This window comes from Pseudomonas sp. G3-39, assembly GCF_054790485.1.
The window spans coordinates 2,403,728-2,421,431 of record NZ_CP186497.1; the positions used below are offsets into that span (position 1 = coordinate 2,403,728).

A 17,704-nucleotide genomic window follows, 5' to 3' on the forward strand; every position below is an offset into this window, starting at 1 on the left:
TCGGTCACCAGGCCCGCACAAAGACGGGCCGCTCTTTTGGAGCCTGACAATGATCGCATTCACGGTTAACGGCGAACGACGCGAGCTGGATGAGGCGTCCCCCTCCATGCCCTTGTTATGGGTACTGCGTGATCAACTGAAACTCACCGGCACCAAATTCGGCTGCGGCATGGGCCTGTGCGGCGCCTGCACCGTGCATCTGGACGGTGTCGCGGTGCGTTCCTGCCAGTTGCCGCTGGCCGCCGTCGCGGGCCACAGCATCACCACCATCGAAGGCTTGTCGCCGAGCGAGAGTCATCCGCTGCAACTGGCCTGGGTCGCCGAAGATGTGCCGCAATGCGGCTACTGTCAATCCGGGCAGATCATGTCCGCCGCCGCGCTGCTCAACACCGGCGCGGCGGTGACTGACGATTCGATCCGCAATGCGATGTCGGGGAATATCTGCCGTTGCGGCACTTACGCGCGGATCAACAAAGCGATCAAGCGCGCGGCGAACGCGCCGAAGGAGGCGTGATGAGCCTGCGCGACGACACCTTGCTCGAACCGTCACGCCGGGTCTTTCTCAAGCAAGCGGCGACGGTGGCTTCGGGCCTGGCGATTGCCTTGTATCTGCCCTCCGGCAGCGCCGCCAGCGACCCGAAAGCTCCGGCGCCGGCCACCGAATTCGAGCCCAACGCCTGGGTGCGGATCTTCCCCGACGGCACAGTGAAACTGGTGGTGCACAAACACGATTCTGGCACCGGCACGCAAACCGCACTGGCTGCGTGTGTGGCCGAGGAGCTGGATGTGGACCCGATGACCGTGCAGGTGATCACCCCGGAAGATCCGTTCTTCGAGACCTACATTCACCCGGTCTGGAAAGTCTTCTCCACCGGCGGCAGCACCAGTGTTTCGCTGGAATACGAACGCTTGCGCATGGCCGGGGCCACGGCGCGGGCGCTGCTGATCGCGGCGGCAGCGCAGCAATGGAAAGTCAGCCCCGACAGCTGCAGCACCGAAGAAGGTCGGGTGGTTCATCTGCCCAGCAAACGCAGCCTCAGCTACGGCGAACTGGTCGGCGTGGCGGCGCATTTGCCGGCGCCGGCCAGTGTCACGCTGAAGGATCCGACGCAGTTCAAATACATCGGCAAACTGCGGCACAAGCGCGATGCCACGGCCAAGGTCTGCGGGCGCTTCAAGTACAGCATCGACGTGCAGTTGCCGGGGATGCTGGTGGCAGTGATTCAGCGGGCGCCGGTGGTCGGGGCGAAAGTCGTCAGCGTGAATTCGGCGGCGGCATTGCAGGTGCCGGGCGTGCGCCAGGTGCTTGCAGTCCCCGGGCGCCCGGACGTGCTCGGCGGCAATCTGGAAGGCGTCGCGGTGCTGGCCGACACGTTCTGGGCGGCGCAGCAGGGGCGCAAAGTGCTGGAGATCAAATGGAGCGATTCGCCGCTGGCCGGGTTCGACAGCGCGGAACTGGCCAAGGCCCAAGCGGCCGCTATTTCCGACCCGAACAGCCAAACCATCAAAGCCATGACGCATGGCGATGTCGGCGCGCAATGGCCGCACGCGGCGCAACTGATCGAAGCCGATTACCGCATGCCGTACAAGGTGCAGAACCCGCTGGAACCGATCTGCATCACCGCACACGTGCAGGACAAGGCGATCACCTATTGGGGCGGCGTGCAGGTGCCGTCGTCGGCGCTGGAAGCGGCGCAAACCGTATGCAGCATTGCCAAGGACAAGGTCACCATCAATGAACTGGTGTCCGGCGGCAGCTTCGGCGCGCGGGAGGCCAAATACTGGTTGTTCGAAGTGGCTTATCTGGCGCAACAGACGGGTGTGCCGGTGAAGTTGCTCAACAGCCGCGAAGACGAAATGCACGCACTATTCAATCACCCGGCGACGCTGCACCGGGTCAGAGGCGCGCTGGATGCCCAAGGCAAACTCAACGCACTGCAACTGCACGCGGTGTCACCGGCCTCGCCGGAGCAGTGGGAGCCGGGCTATTTCGAACGCCCGGATCACATGGATTACAGCACCACCGAAGCGATCACCGCGTGGGACTTCGCCTACCGTCCGCCGCATCTGGATCTGAACTGGGTCAAGCACGAAAGCCATGTGCCCAGCGGCTGGTATCGCTCGGTGAGCTTTATTCCCAATGTGTTTGCCGTCGAGAGTTTCATGGACGAACTGGCCCATGCGGCAGGCGCGGATCCGCTGGCGTTCCGTCTGGCCAACATGCAGGAGCGGCCACGGCATGTGGCGGTGCTGAAACAGGCTGCCGAACGCGCCGGATGGGGCCAGCCGTTACCGCCCGGCACTGCGTTGGGCATTGCGACCCATCAGGGTTACAGCAGTTTTATTGCGGTGGTGGCGCGGGTCGCGATGGTCGATGGCAAGCCGAAAGTGGAGAAGCTGACCTGCGTTGTCGATTGCGGTCTGGCGGTTTCGCCCGGCGGGGTCGAGGAGCAGATCTACGGCGGCCTGATGTGGGGCTTGGGCCATGCGTTGTTTGATCGCCTCGACATTCAACAGGGCAGGGTGGTGCAGAGCAATTTCCACGACTACCGCGTGACCCGCATGTCGGACATGCCGGCCACCGACATCGTGGTGCTGGATGGCGAGCCGGGCAAGCCCGGTGGCGTAGGCGAGTTGGGCAGTCCGTCGGTGGCGCCGGCGATTGCCAACGCCTTGTTTGCGCTGACCGGCGTGCGCCAGCGCTCAACGCCGCTGAGTCTGGGGTAAGCGCCATGGACCTGCGTCTGCTGCGGTATTTCATGGCCCTGGCCGATGAGCTGCATTTCGGTCGGGCGGCGGAGCGTTTGCACATCTGCCAGCCGCCGCTGAGCCAGCAGATTCGCCTGCTGGAGGAGGAGCTGGGCACGCCGTTGTTCGAGCGCAGTCACCACCGGGTCGAACTGACAGCGGCGGGGCAGATGCTCAAGGAGCAGGCACCGCTGGTGTTCGAACAACTTGAACGGGCGCTGGACCTGACGCGCCAGACCGGGCGCGGGCAGCTTGGCGAGCTGGAAATCGGCATGATCAGCTCGGTGATGGTCGGCGTGCTACCCAAGGCCCTGCACCTGTTTCGCGAGCGCTATCCGCAGGTGAACTGGCGCCTGCATGAAATGACCCCGGCGGCGCAGGTCAAGGCGTTGAAGGAAAAACGTATCGATGCCTGCGTGTTTCGCGTGGGTTATGACGATCCGTTGCTGCGCAACGAGTTGTTGATCTACGAGCCGATTCATGTGGTGATGCCGGCCGATCATCCGCTGGCCAGCCGCGAGATATTGGCGCCGGCAGATCTGGCGCAGGAGCCGTTTGTCGCGCTGGAACTGAAGCAGTCGCGGTTCGCCAACTTCCTTTATCAGTGCTGCATTCAGGCCGGATTCACCCCGCAGATCCGCCAGCAGGTGATCGAGGTGCAGACCTTGCTCAGTCTGGTGCGCGCCGGTTTCGGGGTGGCGCTGTTGCCTGCTTCTATCGAGCAGTTGGCGCCGGCAGGGCTGGTGTTTCGCAAGCTGACACCGGCGCTGCCGGAGGTGCCGTTGTATGCGACTTACCGGGCGGATGATGCCTCGCCGGTGCTCAAGCTGTTTCTCGATACGTTGCGGGAGTTGGTGGAAACCTCAGATCACCATTGATCCCCTGTAGGAGTGAGCCTGCTCGCGATAGCAGTGTGTCAGTCAGCGTTGATGTGGCTGACAGACCGCTATCGCGAGCAGGCTCACTCCTACAGGGATTTGTGGTGTTGTTGAAGAGTTCGGCACGATCACGAACGCCTGCGGTCGTAATCTTCACACGCGAATTCCCTGTGGAGATCCAATGAGCCAGGAAGTCCTGACCACTGAAACCAACCGTCGCCAGCTGCAGCAGATCATCGCCGGGCTGTCCGACGGGGTGATTCTGCTGGAGCTCGATCAGAGCATCCTTTGGGCCAATGAGGCGGCGCTGGCGATGCACGGTGTCAGCCGGATCGGTGAGCTGGGCACTAATGCCGATGAGTATGCCAAGCGCTTCAGCCTGCGCTATCGCAACAATCATACGGTGCCCCCGGAACACTACCCGATCAGCCGCGCTGCACGCTGCGAAGCCTTTAACGACGTGCTGATCGAAGTGTCAGCCGTGAATGATCCCGAACACGTCTGGGTGCACAGCGTGCGCAGCATGATCCTGACTGATCGCGAAGGGCAGCCGGAGTCACTGGTGCTGATCATGAGCGACGTCACCGATTGGGCCAACGCCGAGCAGCGCTTCGAAAAGACCTTCAATGCCAACCCGGCGCCGGCGGTGATCTGCCGCCTCAGCGATTTGCGCTACATCAAGGTCAATCCGGGGTTTCTGGAGATGACCGGTTACACCCGCGAGCAGGTGATCGGCACCTCGGCCTATGAAATCGACATCTTCGAACAGGCCGAAAAAAAGGATCTGGCGATCCAGCGCCTGCGCGATGTGGCGACCATTCCGCAGATGCAGGCTCAACTGCGCCTGCCCGATGGCGGCAGCAAGCAAGTGATCGTCGCCGGGCAGCCTCTAGTGCTCAATGATGAGGATTGCATGCTGTTTTCCTTCGTCGACATGGAGCTGCGCCACAAGGCCGAAGTCGCGCTGCGTCAGAGTGAAGAGCGCTTTGCCAAGGCGTTCCGCCTGACTCCGGTGCCGATTCTGATCTGTACCGCCGACGAACAGCAGGTGATCGATGTCAATCAGGCGTTCCTCGACACCCTGGCGTACGAGAGTGACGACGTCGTCGGCAAAACCGTGACGCAGCTGAATTTCATTGACGACGATGGTGCGCGGACCCGACTGCTGACCGCCTTGGCGAAAAGCGGACGAGTGGATCGGGTCGATGTGCGGGTGCGCAAGAAGGACGCGGATCTGCTGGAGTGCGCGGTGTCTGCCGACACCGTGAATATTCAGGACACGCCGTGCTATCTGCTGGTGCTGATGGACATCACCGAACGCAAGCGCACCGAGCTGGAGCTGGTGGCGGCGATTGAAGAGGTGATGAAAGACGCTTCGTGGTTCAGCCGGACGCTGATCGAAAAACTGGCCAATGTGAAGAAGGTCAACTCGCCGCAACTGCCGAGCGTGTCGTTCACTGACCTGACGGCGCGTGAGCGCGACGTGCTGGGGCTGATCTGCGAAGGCCTGGCTGACAAGGAGATCGCCGCCCGCCTGAAGCTCGCACCGAATACGGTGCGCAATCATGTGGCGACCGTGTATTCCAAGCTTGATGTACACAGCCGCAGCGAGGCGATTGTCTGGGCGCGGGAACGTGGTCTGTTTTCTGGCGAGCGCGGCGCGAAGGGTCAGCGGTAGGTGCAAATGCACTAGCTGATGCGGTGCAAATGCAGGTTCTGGTGAGATAGGGCAGTTCTTAGTCTGTTGGGGTGCGATACGAGCCTGTTTGGCTTGGGATCGTCTCCCTTCGAAACAGCTAAAGGAACAGGCTCCATGATGAATCTTGCGCAGTTGCGCGCCAGCCTCGAACAGAGTTTTTCGCCATTGGCGTGCGAGTGTTCAGTGGATGGGGATCATTCGCTGACGGTGAAGTTGTATCACCCGGATTCGGGGCAGGTGGATCTGGTGATCAGTGGGTTGAAGCTCAATGCGTTGCGTACGCCTGAGTCGGTGGCGGCGCTGGTGGATGAGTTGCGGTATGAGTTGGAGAGCAATTCTTTGCGGGCTGCTCGGGATCCGGATATGGCCTAGGGTTTTGGTGTTGGTTTGTTTTGGGTGTATATCCGTTGCTGCGGTAACGGCCACTTAGGGTTCCGCCCTTACGGCGGGTCACTTTTTCCAGACGCCGAAAAAGTAACCAAAAAGGCTTTACCCTGACGTTCGGCCCTCGCCTGGGCTCGGGTTCCTTCGCTGCGGGATTCATCCGGGGGGCAGCGCCTACGGTTTGCTTCGCTGCACCTCCTCTCGCTGTGTTTGGCTGCGCCAAACGGTCGCTGCGCTCCCACCCCCGGATAAATCCCTCCACTCAGCCTGCCGACGGGCCCTCAGATCAAAAGCGGTACTCGAGCTAACGCTCATTGTGTTGAGTGGGGCGGCTTCGCCGCATGGGGGGCTCGCTCTCTGAATTGCAGGAGTCAGCCTGCTGGCGATGGCGGCCTGACAGCCGACCCATTTCAGTCAGGAATACTCAACCCCTGTGGGAGCTGGCTTGCCAGCGATGGCGGCCTTCCAGTCAAAAAAATTCTTGTTGATGTACCCCTCCCACACAGATTTACTCCCCGCAAAATCGACAGCCAATTCCCTTATCCCCCTCCATTTCACTGGCGCTTGCAGGGTAGTCGGCTATAAAGAATGAGTGGTCAGGTCTTCCGTCATCCGCGGTATTCGTGCGCGATAGCGGAAGTGGCTCTTCCATTCATCGCGGGTCGTCCTATGAATAATCCTGGGAAACGCGTGTATCTGCCGTTGTCGCTGGCTTTCTCTGTCGCGCTATTGAGCGGCTGCGCCAGTCCTCCGCCACCGCCTCCTGCTGCACCGCCACCACCGCCGGTGCGTACCTGTCAGACCCTGGAAAACACTCAGGTGTCGGGCGATATGTATGTTGACGAGCAGGTCACTCGGCATATCACCACCACCCGGTGTGTCACGCAGTAGTGCTGTAGGGGTGCTTGCCGGTGCACTTTGTCAGGCCATTACCCAAAGTCACTGTCTTACGGATAACCCCTGTGGGAGCGGGCTTGCTCGCGAATGCGGTGTGTCATTCAAGGCAATGCTGCCTGACACTCCGACTTCGCGAGCAAGCCCGCTCCCACAGGGTTGTCAGAGAGATCAGGACAGGAACCCACCATCCACATTCAGCGAAACCCCGGTGGTGTAGCTCGATGCATCACTTGCCAGATACAGCACCGCCCCGGCCATTTCACTCGGATCGGCCACGCGCTTGAGCGGGATCTGCGTCAGCGCCTGCTTGAGGATCGCGTCATTCTTCACCAAGGCCGAAGCGAATTTGGTGTCGGTCAGGCCCGGCAGCAAGGCGTTGCAGCGGATGCCGAATTGCGCACATTCCTTGGCGAAGACTTTGGTCATGTTGATCACGGCGGCCTTGGTCACCGAGTAGATGCCCTGGAACACGCCCGGTGAAATCCCGTTGATCGAGGCGACATTGATGATGCTGCCGCCACCGTTTTCGCGCATCAGCTTGCCGGCTTCCACCGACATGAAGAAGTAGCCACGGATGTTCACGTCGACAGTCTTCTGGAACGCACCCAGATCGGTGTCCAGCACGTTGCAGAACTGCGGGTTGGTCGCCGCGTTGTTCACCAGAATATCGAGGCGACCGAACTGTTCCTTGATCCCGGCGAAGACCTGGCTGATCTGTTCCATTTCACCAATGTGGCAAGCCACGGCGGTGGCCTTGCCGCCGGCGGCGATGATCGCGTCGGCGACGTGCTGGCAGCCTTCGAGCTTGCGGCTCGAGACGATCACGTGGGCGCCTTGCTGGGCCAACAGTTTGGCGATGGCTTCGCCGATGCCACGGCTGGCGCCGGAGACGAATGCGATTTTGCCGTCGAGGTCGAACAACTGAGTCTTGGACATAAAGGTTCCTTGGTGTGGGCCGTCAGAGGCTCGATTTCGCAATGACCTGCAGGCTCATGTGCTCCAGCAGTTTGTTCATGTGAATGAACTGCGCGAAGCGTTTGTCCTGAGTCTGGCCGTGGTAGAAGCGGTAGTAGATCTGCTGCACGATGCCGGCCAGACGGAACAGGCCGTAGGTGTAGTAGAAGTCGAAATTGTCGATCTGGATGCCCGAGCGTTCGGCGTAGTAATCGACGAATTCGCGGCGGGTCAGCATGCCCGGGGCGTGGCTTGGCTGGCGGCGCATCAGTTGCACCGGTGCCGGATCATCGGCCTGAATCCAGTAGGCGAGGGTGTTGCCCAGATCCATCAGCGGATCGCCGAGGGTAGTCAGTTCCCAGTCAAGCACGCCGATGATCTGCATCGGGTTGTCCGGGTCGAGGATCACGTTGTCGAAGCGATAGTCGTTGTGGACGATGCTCGAGGTCGGATGGTCGGCCGGCATCTTGTCGTTGAGCCAGGCTTTGACTTTCTCCCAGTGCGGCGCATCCGGGGTCAGGGCTTTTTCGTAACGTTCGCTCCAGCCTTTGATCTGGCGGGCGACATAGCCTTCAGGTTTGCCCAGATCGCCGAGGCCGCAGGCGTTGTAGTCAACCCGGTGCAGTTCGACGAAACGGTCGATGAAGCTCTTGCACAGCGCTTCGGTTTTCGCTGCATCGAGGCCCAGTTCTGGTGGCAGGTCGGAGCGCAGGATGATGCCCTTGACCCGTTCCATCACATAGAACTCGGCGCCGATCACTGACTCGTCGGTGCAGTGCACGTAGGCTTTCGGGCAGTAGGGGAAACCATCGCGCAGTTGATTGAGGATGCGGAATTCGCGGCCCATGTCGTGGGCGGATTTGGCCTTGTGGCCGAACGGCGGCCGGCGCAGCACGAACTCCTGCTGCGGGTACTCCAGAAGGTAAGTCAGGTTTGACGCACCGCCAGGAAACTGGCTGATCTGCGGGGTGCCGGTCAGGCCCGGAATGTGCGCCTTGAGATACGGATCGATCAGGCTGGCATCGAGTTCTTCGCCAGAGCGGATCCGGGTGGACTGGTCAGTAAGCGCCATGCTTATCCCTTCTGCTTATTTTGGAGGCCAGACATCATTGGCTAATCTAATGGCGCACTCGGGCGGCCACAAGCGCGCAGCGGTCTTATAGGTTAGCGTGTTGCAGGATAATCAGCGTTTCGAATAGGTACGGCAGCAGGGCGCTGCCGGCTTTTTTCAATGCACGCGCTGGTTGTTGAGCCTGGGGGGCAGGGCGATGGGCGTCAGCACCGGTTGCCCGGAGAAGAACGCCACGAGGTTTTTTCCCACCAGTTCCACCGTGCCTTGGGTGGCCTCGGGTGACAGGCCGGCGACGTGTGGCGTGAGAATCACGTTGCTCAGGGTTTTCAGCGCATCCGGCACCTGCGGTTCGTGATCGAACACGTCCAGCGCAGCCCCGGCAATCCGTCGTTGCTCAAGGGCAGTGATTAGATCCGCTGTGGCGATCACACTGGCCCGCGCGATGTTGACGATGAAACCGTTCGGGCCAAGGGCGTCGAGCACCGGGCGAGTCACCAGATGCTGGGTGCCAATCCCGCCCGGCGTGGCGACGATCAGAAAGTCCGAGGCCCGCGCCAGTTCGGTTGGCGTCGAGCAGAACGCATAGGGCACATCACTGCGCAGTTGACGGTTGTGATAACTGATCTGCATGTCGAAACCGAGGTGAGCACGCTTGGCAATCGCCATGCCCACCGCGCCCAGGCCGAGAATCCCCAGGCGTTTATTGGCCAGCGACGGGCGCATGATCTTCGGCCATTCACCCCGGCGCACCGCCGCGTCGCAGCGCGGAATGTCGCGCACCAGCGCCAACAGCATCGCCATCGCATGATCGGCCACCGACGAGGCGTTGACCCCGGCACCATTGGTCACGGTGATCCCGCGATCGCTGGCAGCCTGCAGGTCAACGTGTTCATAGCCGGCGCCGATCACGGTGATGATTTTCAGCGCCGGCAGGGCGGCGATTTCCTCAGCGGTCAGTCCCAGCGGGCCACGGGTCAGCACCGCGTCGATCCGTGCGCCGTGGCTGGCGATGGCTTGCGCACGTTCGGCAGGGGTTGGTGCGAGGATCAGGTGAAAACCCTGATGCTCGAGAATCGGCAAATAGTCATTGATGGTTTCAACCAGTACCAGAACGGTGGCGGGCATTGCGCGGCTCCTGTGATCTATGACGGTGTGGTCGCGAAAGTCGTGTCAGAGTGCTGATTCCAGAGCGGTTTGGCAATGGTGGCCGCAGCCCCGCTTCAGCCAGTGTAGGAGCTGAAACGGGGAGCGCGCGGGCGCTTCGTCAGAAGCTCACGTCGGCGCTGTTGATCAGCCGTGCAAATGCTCCGCCGAGGGTGGCGTTATGGTGCTCAATGATGATGTGGGCGGGTAATGCCGGGGTGTCCATGCAAGTGTGGGCGTCGGCCACCAGCAACGGTTTGAAGCCCTGATCGGCAGCGGCGCGGCAGGTGGCGTCGATGCAGAACTGGGTCTTCATGCCGACCAGGTAAAGGTCGTCGATCTGCGCAGCGTTGAGCTGCTGCGCCAGATTCGTGCCGTGGAATGCGTTGGGTCTGGATTTGTCGAACACATGGTCGGACTTGGCATTCAGATCGAGTTCCGGCAGCAATTGCCAGAAGGGGCTGCCGGCGGCAATCGGCGAGCCTGCCGGGCCGGTGTGGCGTACGGCGTAGATCGGCACGTGTTGCTGGCGTGCCTGGCGGATCAGCTGCTGGATGTTGGCGAGCACGCGCTCCCCGTCATGGGGTTTTTCCGGGCCATGGAACAGACCGACCTGCATATCGATGATCAACAATGCTGCGGACATGAAGTTTCTCCTTGAGGGCTGCAAAAGCGCACGGACGGGAGAAACAACAAGGCCCCGTCCATTGCTGGCGGGGCCTTGGGTTCACTGCGCTGGATTCACCTCAGGCAGCAACACCACGACCCGCCGGTGGTGGTCGTGGTGGTACGGGTGAGGTGCAGCGGGCGAACGTTCATGCCGCCGATCATGCTGGCGGCGGCGAAGGGCTGTCAACTGGCGTATTGAGCGATGCCGTTGCCGAACGACCAATTCTCCTTTTTGACTTCCACCAGATTGATGAACACGTCTTCCATGCGAATGCCCAGTTGGGTGTTCAGGCTGTGCGCGATGGTCTGGTACAGGGCTTTTTTCTGCTCCAGCGTCCGACCTTCATTGAGGGTGATCTGGATGATCACCAACCGATCGCTGCGCTGGATGCCCAGGTACTGCGGGTCGAAGATGAAATGCTCGCCGTCGTGCTCGTTGAGAATCTGGAAGTTGTCGTGCTCCGGCACATTGATGGTGCTGCGCATGGCGGCGTAGATCTGCTCGCCGATGCGTTTGGCGAAGGTGGGGTCAGAGTGTTTTTTGATTTCGACGCGGACGAGGGGCATGGGCAGAGACTCCGTTGGGTAGGGGACTTGTCTCACGCTAGAACATGTCGGCCAGATTGAAAGTGTGGGGTGAGGAGCTCGCCGCTGTTTTTGTACGAGGCTACCTACGTTTTTCGCGGATTTTGCCTACGAATTTGGCGGATGCGTCTGCTACCGGAATGGTGATGAACGCGAAATCATGGGGGCACAAAGTAGCTTGGGCAGTGACTACCAACAGCCAAGGAAGGCAAATGCTTCAAAACAATCGAGAACACCTGGAACTCGAAAGGATAATGAGTGAAATACGGAAACTGGCGGCCGAGAGAAAAAAGCTTATAGCGGAAGAAAAGAAGTTGAGGTGGGATACGTATTTTTATCCGTTTGCGGTAGTCACTGGGGTGTTGACCGCAACAGCAGCCGTAGTAGGACTTTCACTCAAGTTTTAAGTGTTCGCGTTTGTACCATTCAGACCCCTCTCTAAAAAAGGAAATCACCATGAGTACATTTGACCGTCAGGCCATGATTGAACGGGCAGATCGAGAATACGATGAGGACGTTGAAAGAATGCGCATCAAAAACAAGGGCGATATGTACCCAATCTGGGGAATGCTGGTGTTCGGCCTGTTTTGCATGTCACTCGGATTCATGCTGGCTCGATCGATCTGATCCAGTCTTCCCGCTCGTATTACATTGAAACTTGCCGGAAAACGACATCTCACGTATCCGGAGCCGACAGCCAATTTCCCGAAAACGACAACCCGCTGATCTGCTCCGTACAACCATTCCTCAGCTAAGTCTTTGCTTCTGCTCATTTATCGCGGAGAATCGCGCCCCTGTTTCGGCCGGAGCATGTCTGTCGGTTTTTTCCGACGCGTCCTGACCGAGTGGCAAGTGACCGGAATGCGGAGATCCGACCGGATGAATGATCAGGCCAATAGCGTCGACGCACGCTATGAAGCGGCAGCACCAGCTGAACTGTCGAGCTGGAATCGCCATGACACCACGTGGATGTTGGGACTGTTCGGGACGGCCATTGGCGCCGGTACCCTGTTTTTGCCGATCAACGCGGGTCTGGGTGGCTTCTGGCCGCTGGTGATCCTCGCGCTGCTGGCCTTCCCGATGACATTCTTCGCTCATCGCGGCCTGACCCGCTTCGTGCTCTCCGGTCGCGAAGGCGCCGATATCACCGAGGTGGTCGAGCAGCATTTCGGCATCAAGGCCGGCGCGCTGATCACCCTGCTGTACTTCTTCGCCATCTTCCCGATCCTGCTTATCTACAGTGTCGGCCTGACCAACACGGTCGCCAGCTTCCTCGAACACCAACTGCACATCACGCCGCCACCGCGCGCGCTGCTGTCGTTCGTGCTGATCCTCGGCCTGCTGGCCGTGGTGCGTTGCGGCGAGCAGGCGATCGTCAAGGCGATGAGCCTGATGGTGTATCCGTTCATCGTCGCGTTGCTGTTCCTCGCGGTGTATCTGATTCCGCACTGGAATGGCGGCATTCTCACCACCGCTTCGCAAGTGCCGGCACCGTCGGCACTGCTGCACACACTGTGGCTGGCGATTCCGGTGATGGTGTTCTCGTTCAACCACTCGCCGATCATCTCGGCCTTCGCGGTGGATCAGAAGCGTCGTTACGGTGCCAATGCGGAGCAGCGCAGCTCGCAGATCCTCTGCCGCGCCCACCTGCTGATGGTGGTGATGGTGCTGTTCTTCGTCTTCAGTTGCGTGCTGACCCTGTCGCCGGAACAACTGGCCGAAGCCAAGGCGCAGAATCTGTCGATCCTGTCGTACCTGGCCAACCACTTCAGCAATCCGGCCATCGCTTTTGCGGCGCCGTTGATTGCCTTTGTGGCGATTTCCAAGTCGTTCCTCGGCCACTATATCGGTGCCAGCGAAGGCCTCAAGGGCCTGATCGTCAAGAGCGGCAAGCGTCCGGGCGCCAAAGCGCTGGATCGTATCGTGGCGGCGTTCATGCTGGTGGTGTGCTGGATCGTTGCAACCCTGAACCCGAGCATTCTCGGGATGATCGAGGCCGTCGGCGGTCCGGTGATTGCGGCGATCCTGTTCCTGATGCCGATGTACGCGATTCGTAAAGTACCGGCGATGGCGCGCTATCGCGGTCAGGCGTCGAACGTATTCGTTACCCTGGTCGGTCTGGTGGCCATTTCGGCGGTGATTTATTCGCTGACGGCGTAAGCCAAAGCGCCAGAGACTCAGCTACAGTGGCCGCTGTGCGTGATACGCACAGCGGCTTTTTTTCGTCTGGAGACAGTGGATTGTCGAGCGCGCCCCAATCAGTAGAGCCACCCAATCGCTGGCAGGACATCCTCGCCGGTCTATCGATTGCCGGCCTGCTATTACCCGAAGCGGTCGCCTATTCGACCATCGCCGCACTGGCGCCCCAGGCCGGGGTGATTGCGCTGTTTGCCGGGTTGCTGTGCTATGGGTTGTTTGGCACCAGCCGCTTTGCCATTGTCTCGGCCACGTCTTCGTCAGCAGCGGTGCTGGCGGCGGCCACCGCGACCATGGCCAATGGCGACCCGCAGTTACGCGCGACGCTGGCGGTCGGGTTGGTGCTGGTCACCGGTGGGCTGTTCTTGCTGGCGGGGATCTTTCGTTTCGGCAGCGTCACTGCGTTTATCGCCAAACCAGTACTGCGCGGCTTCGCTTTCGGCCTCGCGCTGACCATCATCCTCAAGCAGGTCGCCAGCGTGGTCGGCGTGCACCTGACCGATGCCAATCTGGTGCGCTTCGCCCCGCAACTGCTCGAACAACTGCCGCAGTGGAACTGGCCGGCGGCGGCCGTCGCAGCGGTGGCGCTGGTGCTGTTGGGACTGTTCTCGCGCTTTCCACGGGTACCTGGCGGTTTGCTGGTGGTGGTGATCGGCATCGTCGCCGGGCAATGGCTGAACCTGCCGGCTCATGGCGTGAGCATGATCGGTTTGATCGACCTGAGCCTGGAGGTGCCGAGCCTGCCGGTGCTGCCGTTTGCCGACTGGCTGCGGCTGGGGGAGGTGGGGTTTGCGCTGGTGATGATTCTGTACGCCGAGTCGTACGGCTCGATCAGTTCGTTCGCCCTCAAGCACGGTGATCGTGTGACCTCCAACCGCGATCTGCTGACGCTCGGCGCAGCGAACTTGTTGGCCGGATTGTTCCATGGCATGCCGGCGGGGGCCGGGTATTCGGCAACGTCGGCGAACGAGGCCGCTGGCGCGACTTCTCGCTGGGCCGGTGGGGTGGCGGCGCTGGTGGTGCTGGTGATCGTGCTGACGGTGCTGCCGTGGATCGCCCTGACACCGGAGCCGATTCTGGCGGCCATCGTGGTTCATGCGCTGGCGCGGGGCTTGAGTCTGCAGCCGCTGGGGCGCTATTTCGTCTGGCGCCGGGATCGGCTGCTGGTGCTGTGCGCGGTGGGGGCGGTGCTGGTACTGGGCATTCTCGACGGCTTGCTGGTGTCGGTGGCCATCAGCGTGTTGCTGATGCTCAAACAGATGTCGGCGGCGGACATTCAGGTGCTCGGGCGCATTGATGGCGGGCATGATTTTGTCGACCTGCAGCGTCACCCAACGGCGGTGACTGAGCCGGGAGTGCTGATTGTGCGGCCAAGTGAGGCGTTGTTCTTTGCTAACGTCGAGCGAGTTCTTGGTGCAGCTTTGCACTTGATTCGTCATTCGGACGTGGCGCTGCACACGGTGATTCTCAGTCTGGAGGAAACCCCGGATCTGGACGGCACCAGCATTGAGGCGATCCAGGAGTTCTTCCTGCGGGTGCATCAGGAGGGCAAGCGCCTGATTCTGGCGCGACTCAAGCATGAGGCGCTGGCCGTGTTGGAGGCGTTGCCGGAGGTAACGGCCAACGGGGTGATACTCAGCGGGCTGAGCGTCGATGGTGCGGTGCAGCAGGCCTTGAAGCCTGCTCCCACAGGTCCCCAGACATAAAAAAACGCCGCGCATCTCACGATGGGCGGCGTTTTCTATTGCTTTGTAACGTTAGGCTTGAACGACTGGAATCTTGGCGTTCGCAGCAGCTTCACGGAACTCGGCGATCTGGTCGAAGGACAGGTAGCGGTAGACATCGGCCGCCATGCTGTCGATCTTGCCAGCGTATTCCATGTACTCCTCGACGGTCGGCAGGCGACCCAGGATCGAAGCCACGGACGCCAGCTCGGCCGAAGCCAGGTAGACGTTCGCGCCGTCGCCCAGACGGTTCGGGAAGTTACGGGTCGAAGTCGAGACCACGGTGCTGTTCGGCTCAACGCGTGCCTGGTTACCCATGCACAGCGAGCAGCCTGGCATTTCCATGCGTGCGCCGGCCTTGCCGTAGATGCCGTAGTAGCCTTCTTCGGTCAGTTGGTGAGCGTCCATCTTGGTCGGCGGCGACAGCCACAGACGGGTAGGCAGCTGACCCTTGACCTGATCCAGCAGTTTACCGGCAGCGCGGAAGTGACCGATGTTGGTCATGCACGAACCGATGAACACTTCGTCGATCTTCTCGCCAGCCACGCTGGACAGCAGACGGGCGTCGTCCGGATCGTTCGGCGCGCACAGTACCGGCTCGTTGATGTCGGCCAGATCGATTTCGATGACTTCGGCGTATTCGGCGTCGGCATCGGCTTCCATCAGCTCAGGGTTGGCGATCCAGGCTTCCATCGCTTGCGCGCGACGTTCCAGGGTACGCGCATCGCCGTAGCCTTCGCCGATCATCCAGCGCAGCAGGGTGATGTTGGACTGCAGGTACTCGGTGATCGACTCTTTCGACAGCTTGATGGTGCAACCGGCAGCCGAACGTTCGGCCGAGGCGTCGGACAGTTCGAACGCCTGTTCCAGGGTTAGACCTTCCAGGCCTTCGATCTCCAGGATGCGGCCGGAGAAGGCGTTTTTCTTGCCTTTCTTCTCGACGGTCAGCAGACCGTTCTGGATGGCGAAGTAAGGAATGGCATGAACCAGGTCACGCAGGGTGATGCCAGGTTTCATTTTGCCTTTGAAGCGCACCAGGATCGATTCCGGCATGTCCAGCGGCATGACGCCGGTGGCAGCGGCGAACGCGACCAGACCGGAACCGGCCGGGAACGAGATGCCCATCGGGAAGCGGGTGTGCGAGTCACCACCGGTACCTACGGTGTCCGGCAGCAGCATGCGGTTCAGCCACGAGTGGATGATGCCATCGCCCGGACGCAGGGAAACGCCGCCGCGGGTCATGATGAAGTCAGGCAGGGTGTGGTGGGTGGTCACGTCGATCGGCTTCGGATACGCCGCGGTGTGGCAGAAGGACTGCATCACCAGGTCAGCGGAGAAGCCCAGGCACGCCAGGTCTTTCAGTTCGTCACGGGTCATCGGACCGGTGGTGTCCTGAGAGCCGACGGTGGTCATTTTCGGTTCGCAGTAGGTGCCAGGACGAACGCCTTTGCCTTCTGCCAGACCGCACGCCTTGCCGACCATTTTCTGCGCCAGGGTGAAGCCCTTGGTGCTTTCAGCCGGTGCTTCCGGCTTCTTGAACAGATCGAATGCCGGCAGACCCAGTTCGGCACGAGCCTTCTCGGTCAGGCCACGGCCGATGATCAGCGGAATACGACCGCCGGCACGGACTTCGTCCAGCAGCACAGGGGTCTTCATTTCGAAGGTGGTGATGACTTCGTCGGTACCGTGCTTGCAGACTTTGCCAGCGTGCGGGTACAGGTCGATCACGTCGCCCATGTTCATGTTCGACACGTCGAACTCGATTGGCAGTGCGCCGGCATCTTCCATGGTGTTGTAGAAGATCGGAGCGATTTTGCTGCCGAAGCAGAAACCGCCAGCGCGCTTGTTCGGCACGTAAGGGATGTCGTCGCCGAAGAACCACAGCACCGAGTTGGTCGCCGATTTACGCGAGGAACCGGTACCGACCACGTCACCGACGTAGGCGATCGGGAAGCCTTGACCGCGCATTTCTTCGATCTGCTTCATCGGGCCGGTCTTGCCTTGCTCGTCCGGAACGATGCCGTCACGGGCCATTTTCAGCATGGCCAGGGCGTGCAGCGGGATGTCAGGACGCGACCAGGCGTCTGGTGCAGGCGACAGGTCGTCGGTGTTGGTTTCGCCGGTGACCTTGAATACGCGCAGGCTGATCTTGTCGGCCAGGACAGGACGCTTCTTGAACCACTCGCCGTCAGCCCAGGATTGCAGCACGGCCTTGGCGTGAACGTTGCCGTTCTTGGCTTTTTCAGCCACGTCGTGGAAGGCATCGAACATCAGCAGGGTGTGCTTGAGTTCTTCGGCAGCCACTGGCGCCAGCTCGGCGTTGTCCAGCAGTTCAACCAGAGTCACGATGTTGTAGCCGCCCTGCATGGTGCCGAGCAGTTCTACAGCGCGCTTCTTGTCCAGCAGAGGGGAGGTGACTTCGCCTTTGGCCAGGGCCGACAGGAAACCGGCTTTGACGTAAGCGGCTTCGTCCACTCCTGGTGGTACGCGATTGGTGATCAGGTCAACGAGGAAAGCTTCTTCGCCAGCCGGAGGATTCTTCAGCAGCTCGACCAGGCCTGCAGTTTGTTCGGCGTTAAGCGGCTGGGGAACGATACCCAGGGCTGCACGCTCTTCGATATGTTTGCGGTAGGCTTCAAGCACAGTTATTACCCTCATCAGTGGTCCCAAATGGGTGTCCGGGACGCTCATCCCGAAATTGCCGTACTCATGCACCGCACGACGTTGTGGGTCGTTTGGCCAGAATTACCGGCAA

General features: G+C 60.8%; 15 protein-coding genes. 9 read left to right on the forward strand and 6 right to left on the reverse strand.

Annotated elements, in window-relative coordinates; translation table 11 throughout:
* The first annotated feature begins 49 nt into the window (after positions 1–49).
* The 5 genes from ACOYXG_RS10710 to ACOYXG_RS10730 all read left to right on the forward strand — a co-directional run bounded on the left by ACOYXG_RS10710 (position 50) and on the right by ACOYXG_RS10730 (position 5,697).
* Positions 50–514 (forward strand): (2Fe-2S)-binding protein, encoded by a 465-nt coding sequence (locus ACOYXG_RS10710; RefSeq protein WP_183782805.1) that lies wholly within the window; start codon positions 50–52, stop codon positions 512–514.
* Positions 514–2,727: a xanthine dehydrogenase family protein molybdopterin-binding subunit gene (locus tag ACOYXG_RS10715; RefSeq protein WP_460357573.1), complete on the forward strand. Its 2,214-nt coding sequence runs from the start codon at positions 514–516 to the stop codon at positions 2,725–2,727. Before ACOYXG_RS10710 ends, ACOYXG_RS10715 begins: the two co-directional genes overlap by 1 nt.
* Before the next feature lie 5 nt (positions 2,728–2,732).
* The gene (locus tag ACOYXG_RS10720; RefSeq protein WP_460357576.1) at positions 2,733–3,626 is read left to right on the forward strand and encodes a LysR substrate-binding domain-containing protein; all 894 of its coding nucleotides are present in this window, start codon (positions 2,733–2,735) and stop codon (positions 3,624–3,626) included.
* A 181-nt stretch (positions 3,627–3,807) separates the two neighbouring features.
* On the forward strand, positions 3,808–5,304 hold the full coding sequence (locus tag ACOYXG_RS10725) for a helix-turn-helix transcriptional regulator (RefSeq protein WP_096795929.1): 1,497 nt from the start codon (positions 3,808–3,810) through the stop codon (positions 5,302–5,304).
* Positions 5,305–5,439: 135 nt separating this feature from the next.
* On the forward strand, positions 5,440–5,697 hold the full coding sequence (locus ACOYXG_RS10730; RefSeq protein WP_096795930.1) for a DUF1652 domain-containing protein: 258 nt from the start codon (positions 5,440–5,442) through the stop codon (positions 5,695–5,697).
* Between the two features lie 1,077 nt (positions 5,698–6,774).
* Here ACOYXG_RS10730 and ACOYXG_RS10735 read toward each other — a convergent pair.
* The 5 genes from ACOYXG_RS10735 to ACOYXG_RS10755 all read right to left on the reverse strand — a co-directional run bounded on the left by ACOYXG_RS10735 (position 6,775) and on the right by ACOYXG_RS10755 (position 11,011).
* Positions 6,775–7,542 carry an SDR family oxidoreductase gene (locus ACOYXG_RS10735; RefSeq protein WP_007965755.1) on the reverse strand — a complete coding sequence of 256 codons (768 nt, stop codon included), beginning with the start codon at positions 7,540–7,542 and terminating at the stop codon, positions 6,775–6,777.
* 22 nt (positions 7,543–7,564) lie between these two features.
* Positions 7,565–8,632 carry a phosphotransferase family protein gene (locus tag ACOYXG_RS10740; RefSeq protein ID WP_460357581.1) on the reverse strand — a complete coding sequence of 356 codons (1,068 nt, stop codon included), beginning with the start codon at positions 8,630–8,632 and terminating at the stop codon, positions 7,565–7,567.
* Positions 8,633–8,788: 156 nt separating this feature from the next.
* A complete protein-coding gene (locus ACOYXG_RS10745; protein WP_460357584.1) occupies positions 8,789–9,757 on the reverse strand; it encodes a 2-hydroxyacid dehydrogenase in 969 nt (322 codons plus the stop codon).
* 139 nt (positions 9,758–9,896) lie between these two features.
* Positions 9,897–10,421 carry a cysteine hydrolase family protein gene (locus ACOYXG_RS10750; protein ID WP_460357586.1) on the reverse strand — a complete coding sequence of 175 codons (525 nt, stop codon included), beginning with the start codon at positions 10,419–10,421 and terminating at the stop codon, positions 9,897–9,899.
* Between the two features lie 206 nt (positions 10,422–10,627).
* On the reverse strand, positions 10,628–11,011 hold the full coding sequence (locus ACOYXG_RS10755) for a tautomerase family protein (protein ID WP_103367856.1): 384 nt from the start codon (positions 11,009–11,011) through the stop codon (positions 10,628–10,630).
* 44 nt (positions 11,012–11,055) lie between these two features.
* Between ACOYXG_RS10755 and ACOYXG_RS10760 the strand changes: the two genes are divergently transcribed.
* The 4 genes from ACOYXG_RS10760 (at position 11,056) to ACOYXG_RS10775 (ending at position 14,931) form a co-directional block, all read left to right on the forward strand.
* Positions 11,056–11,436 carry a hypothetical protein gene (locus ACOYXG_RS10760; RefSeq protein WP_460357589.1) on the forward strand — a complete coding sequence of 127 codons (381 nt, stop codon included), beginning with the start codon at positions 11,056–11,058 and terminating at the stop codon, positions 11,434–11,436.
* A gap of 49 nt (positions 11,437–11,485) precedes the next feature.
* Positions 11,486–11,656 (forward strand): hypothetical protein, encoded by a 171-nt coding sequence (locus ACOYXG_RS10765; RefSeq protein WP_171061925.1) that lies wholly within the window; start codon positions 11,486–11,488, stop codon positions 11,654–11,656.
* Between the two features lie 252 nt (positions 11,657–11,908).
* Positions 11,909–13,189 carry an HAAAP family serine/threonine permease gene (locus ACOYXG_RS10770; protein ID WP_027613177.1) on the forward strand — a complete coding sequence of 427 codons (1,281 nt, stop codon included), beginning with the start codon at positions 11,909–11,911 and terminating at the stop codon, positions 13,187–13,189.
* Positions 13,190–13,269: 80 nt separating this feature from the next.
* Positions 13,270–14,931, forward strand: coding sequence for a SulP family inorganic anion transporter (locus ACOYXG_RS10775; protein ID WP_460357593.1), 1,662 nt, complete (start codon positions 13,270–13,272; stop codon positions 14,929–14,931).
* Between the two features lie 51 nt (positions 14,932–14,982).
* Here the strand turns inward: ACOYXG_RS10775 and acnB are convergent, their stop codons facing one another.
* A complete protein-coding gene (acnB, locus tag ACOYXG_RS10780; RefSeq protein ID WP_027613175.1) occupies positions 14,983–17,592 on the reverse strand; it encodes a bifunctional aconitate hydratase 2/2-methylisocitrate dehydratase in 2,610 nt (869 codons plus the stop codon).
* Positions 17,593–17,704: the final 112 nt, after the last annotated feature.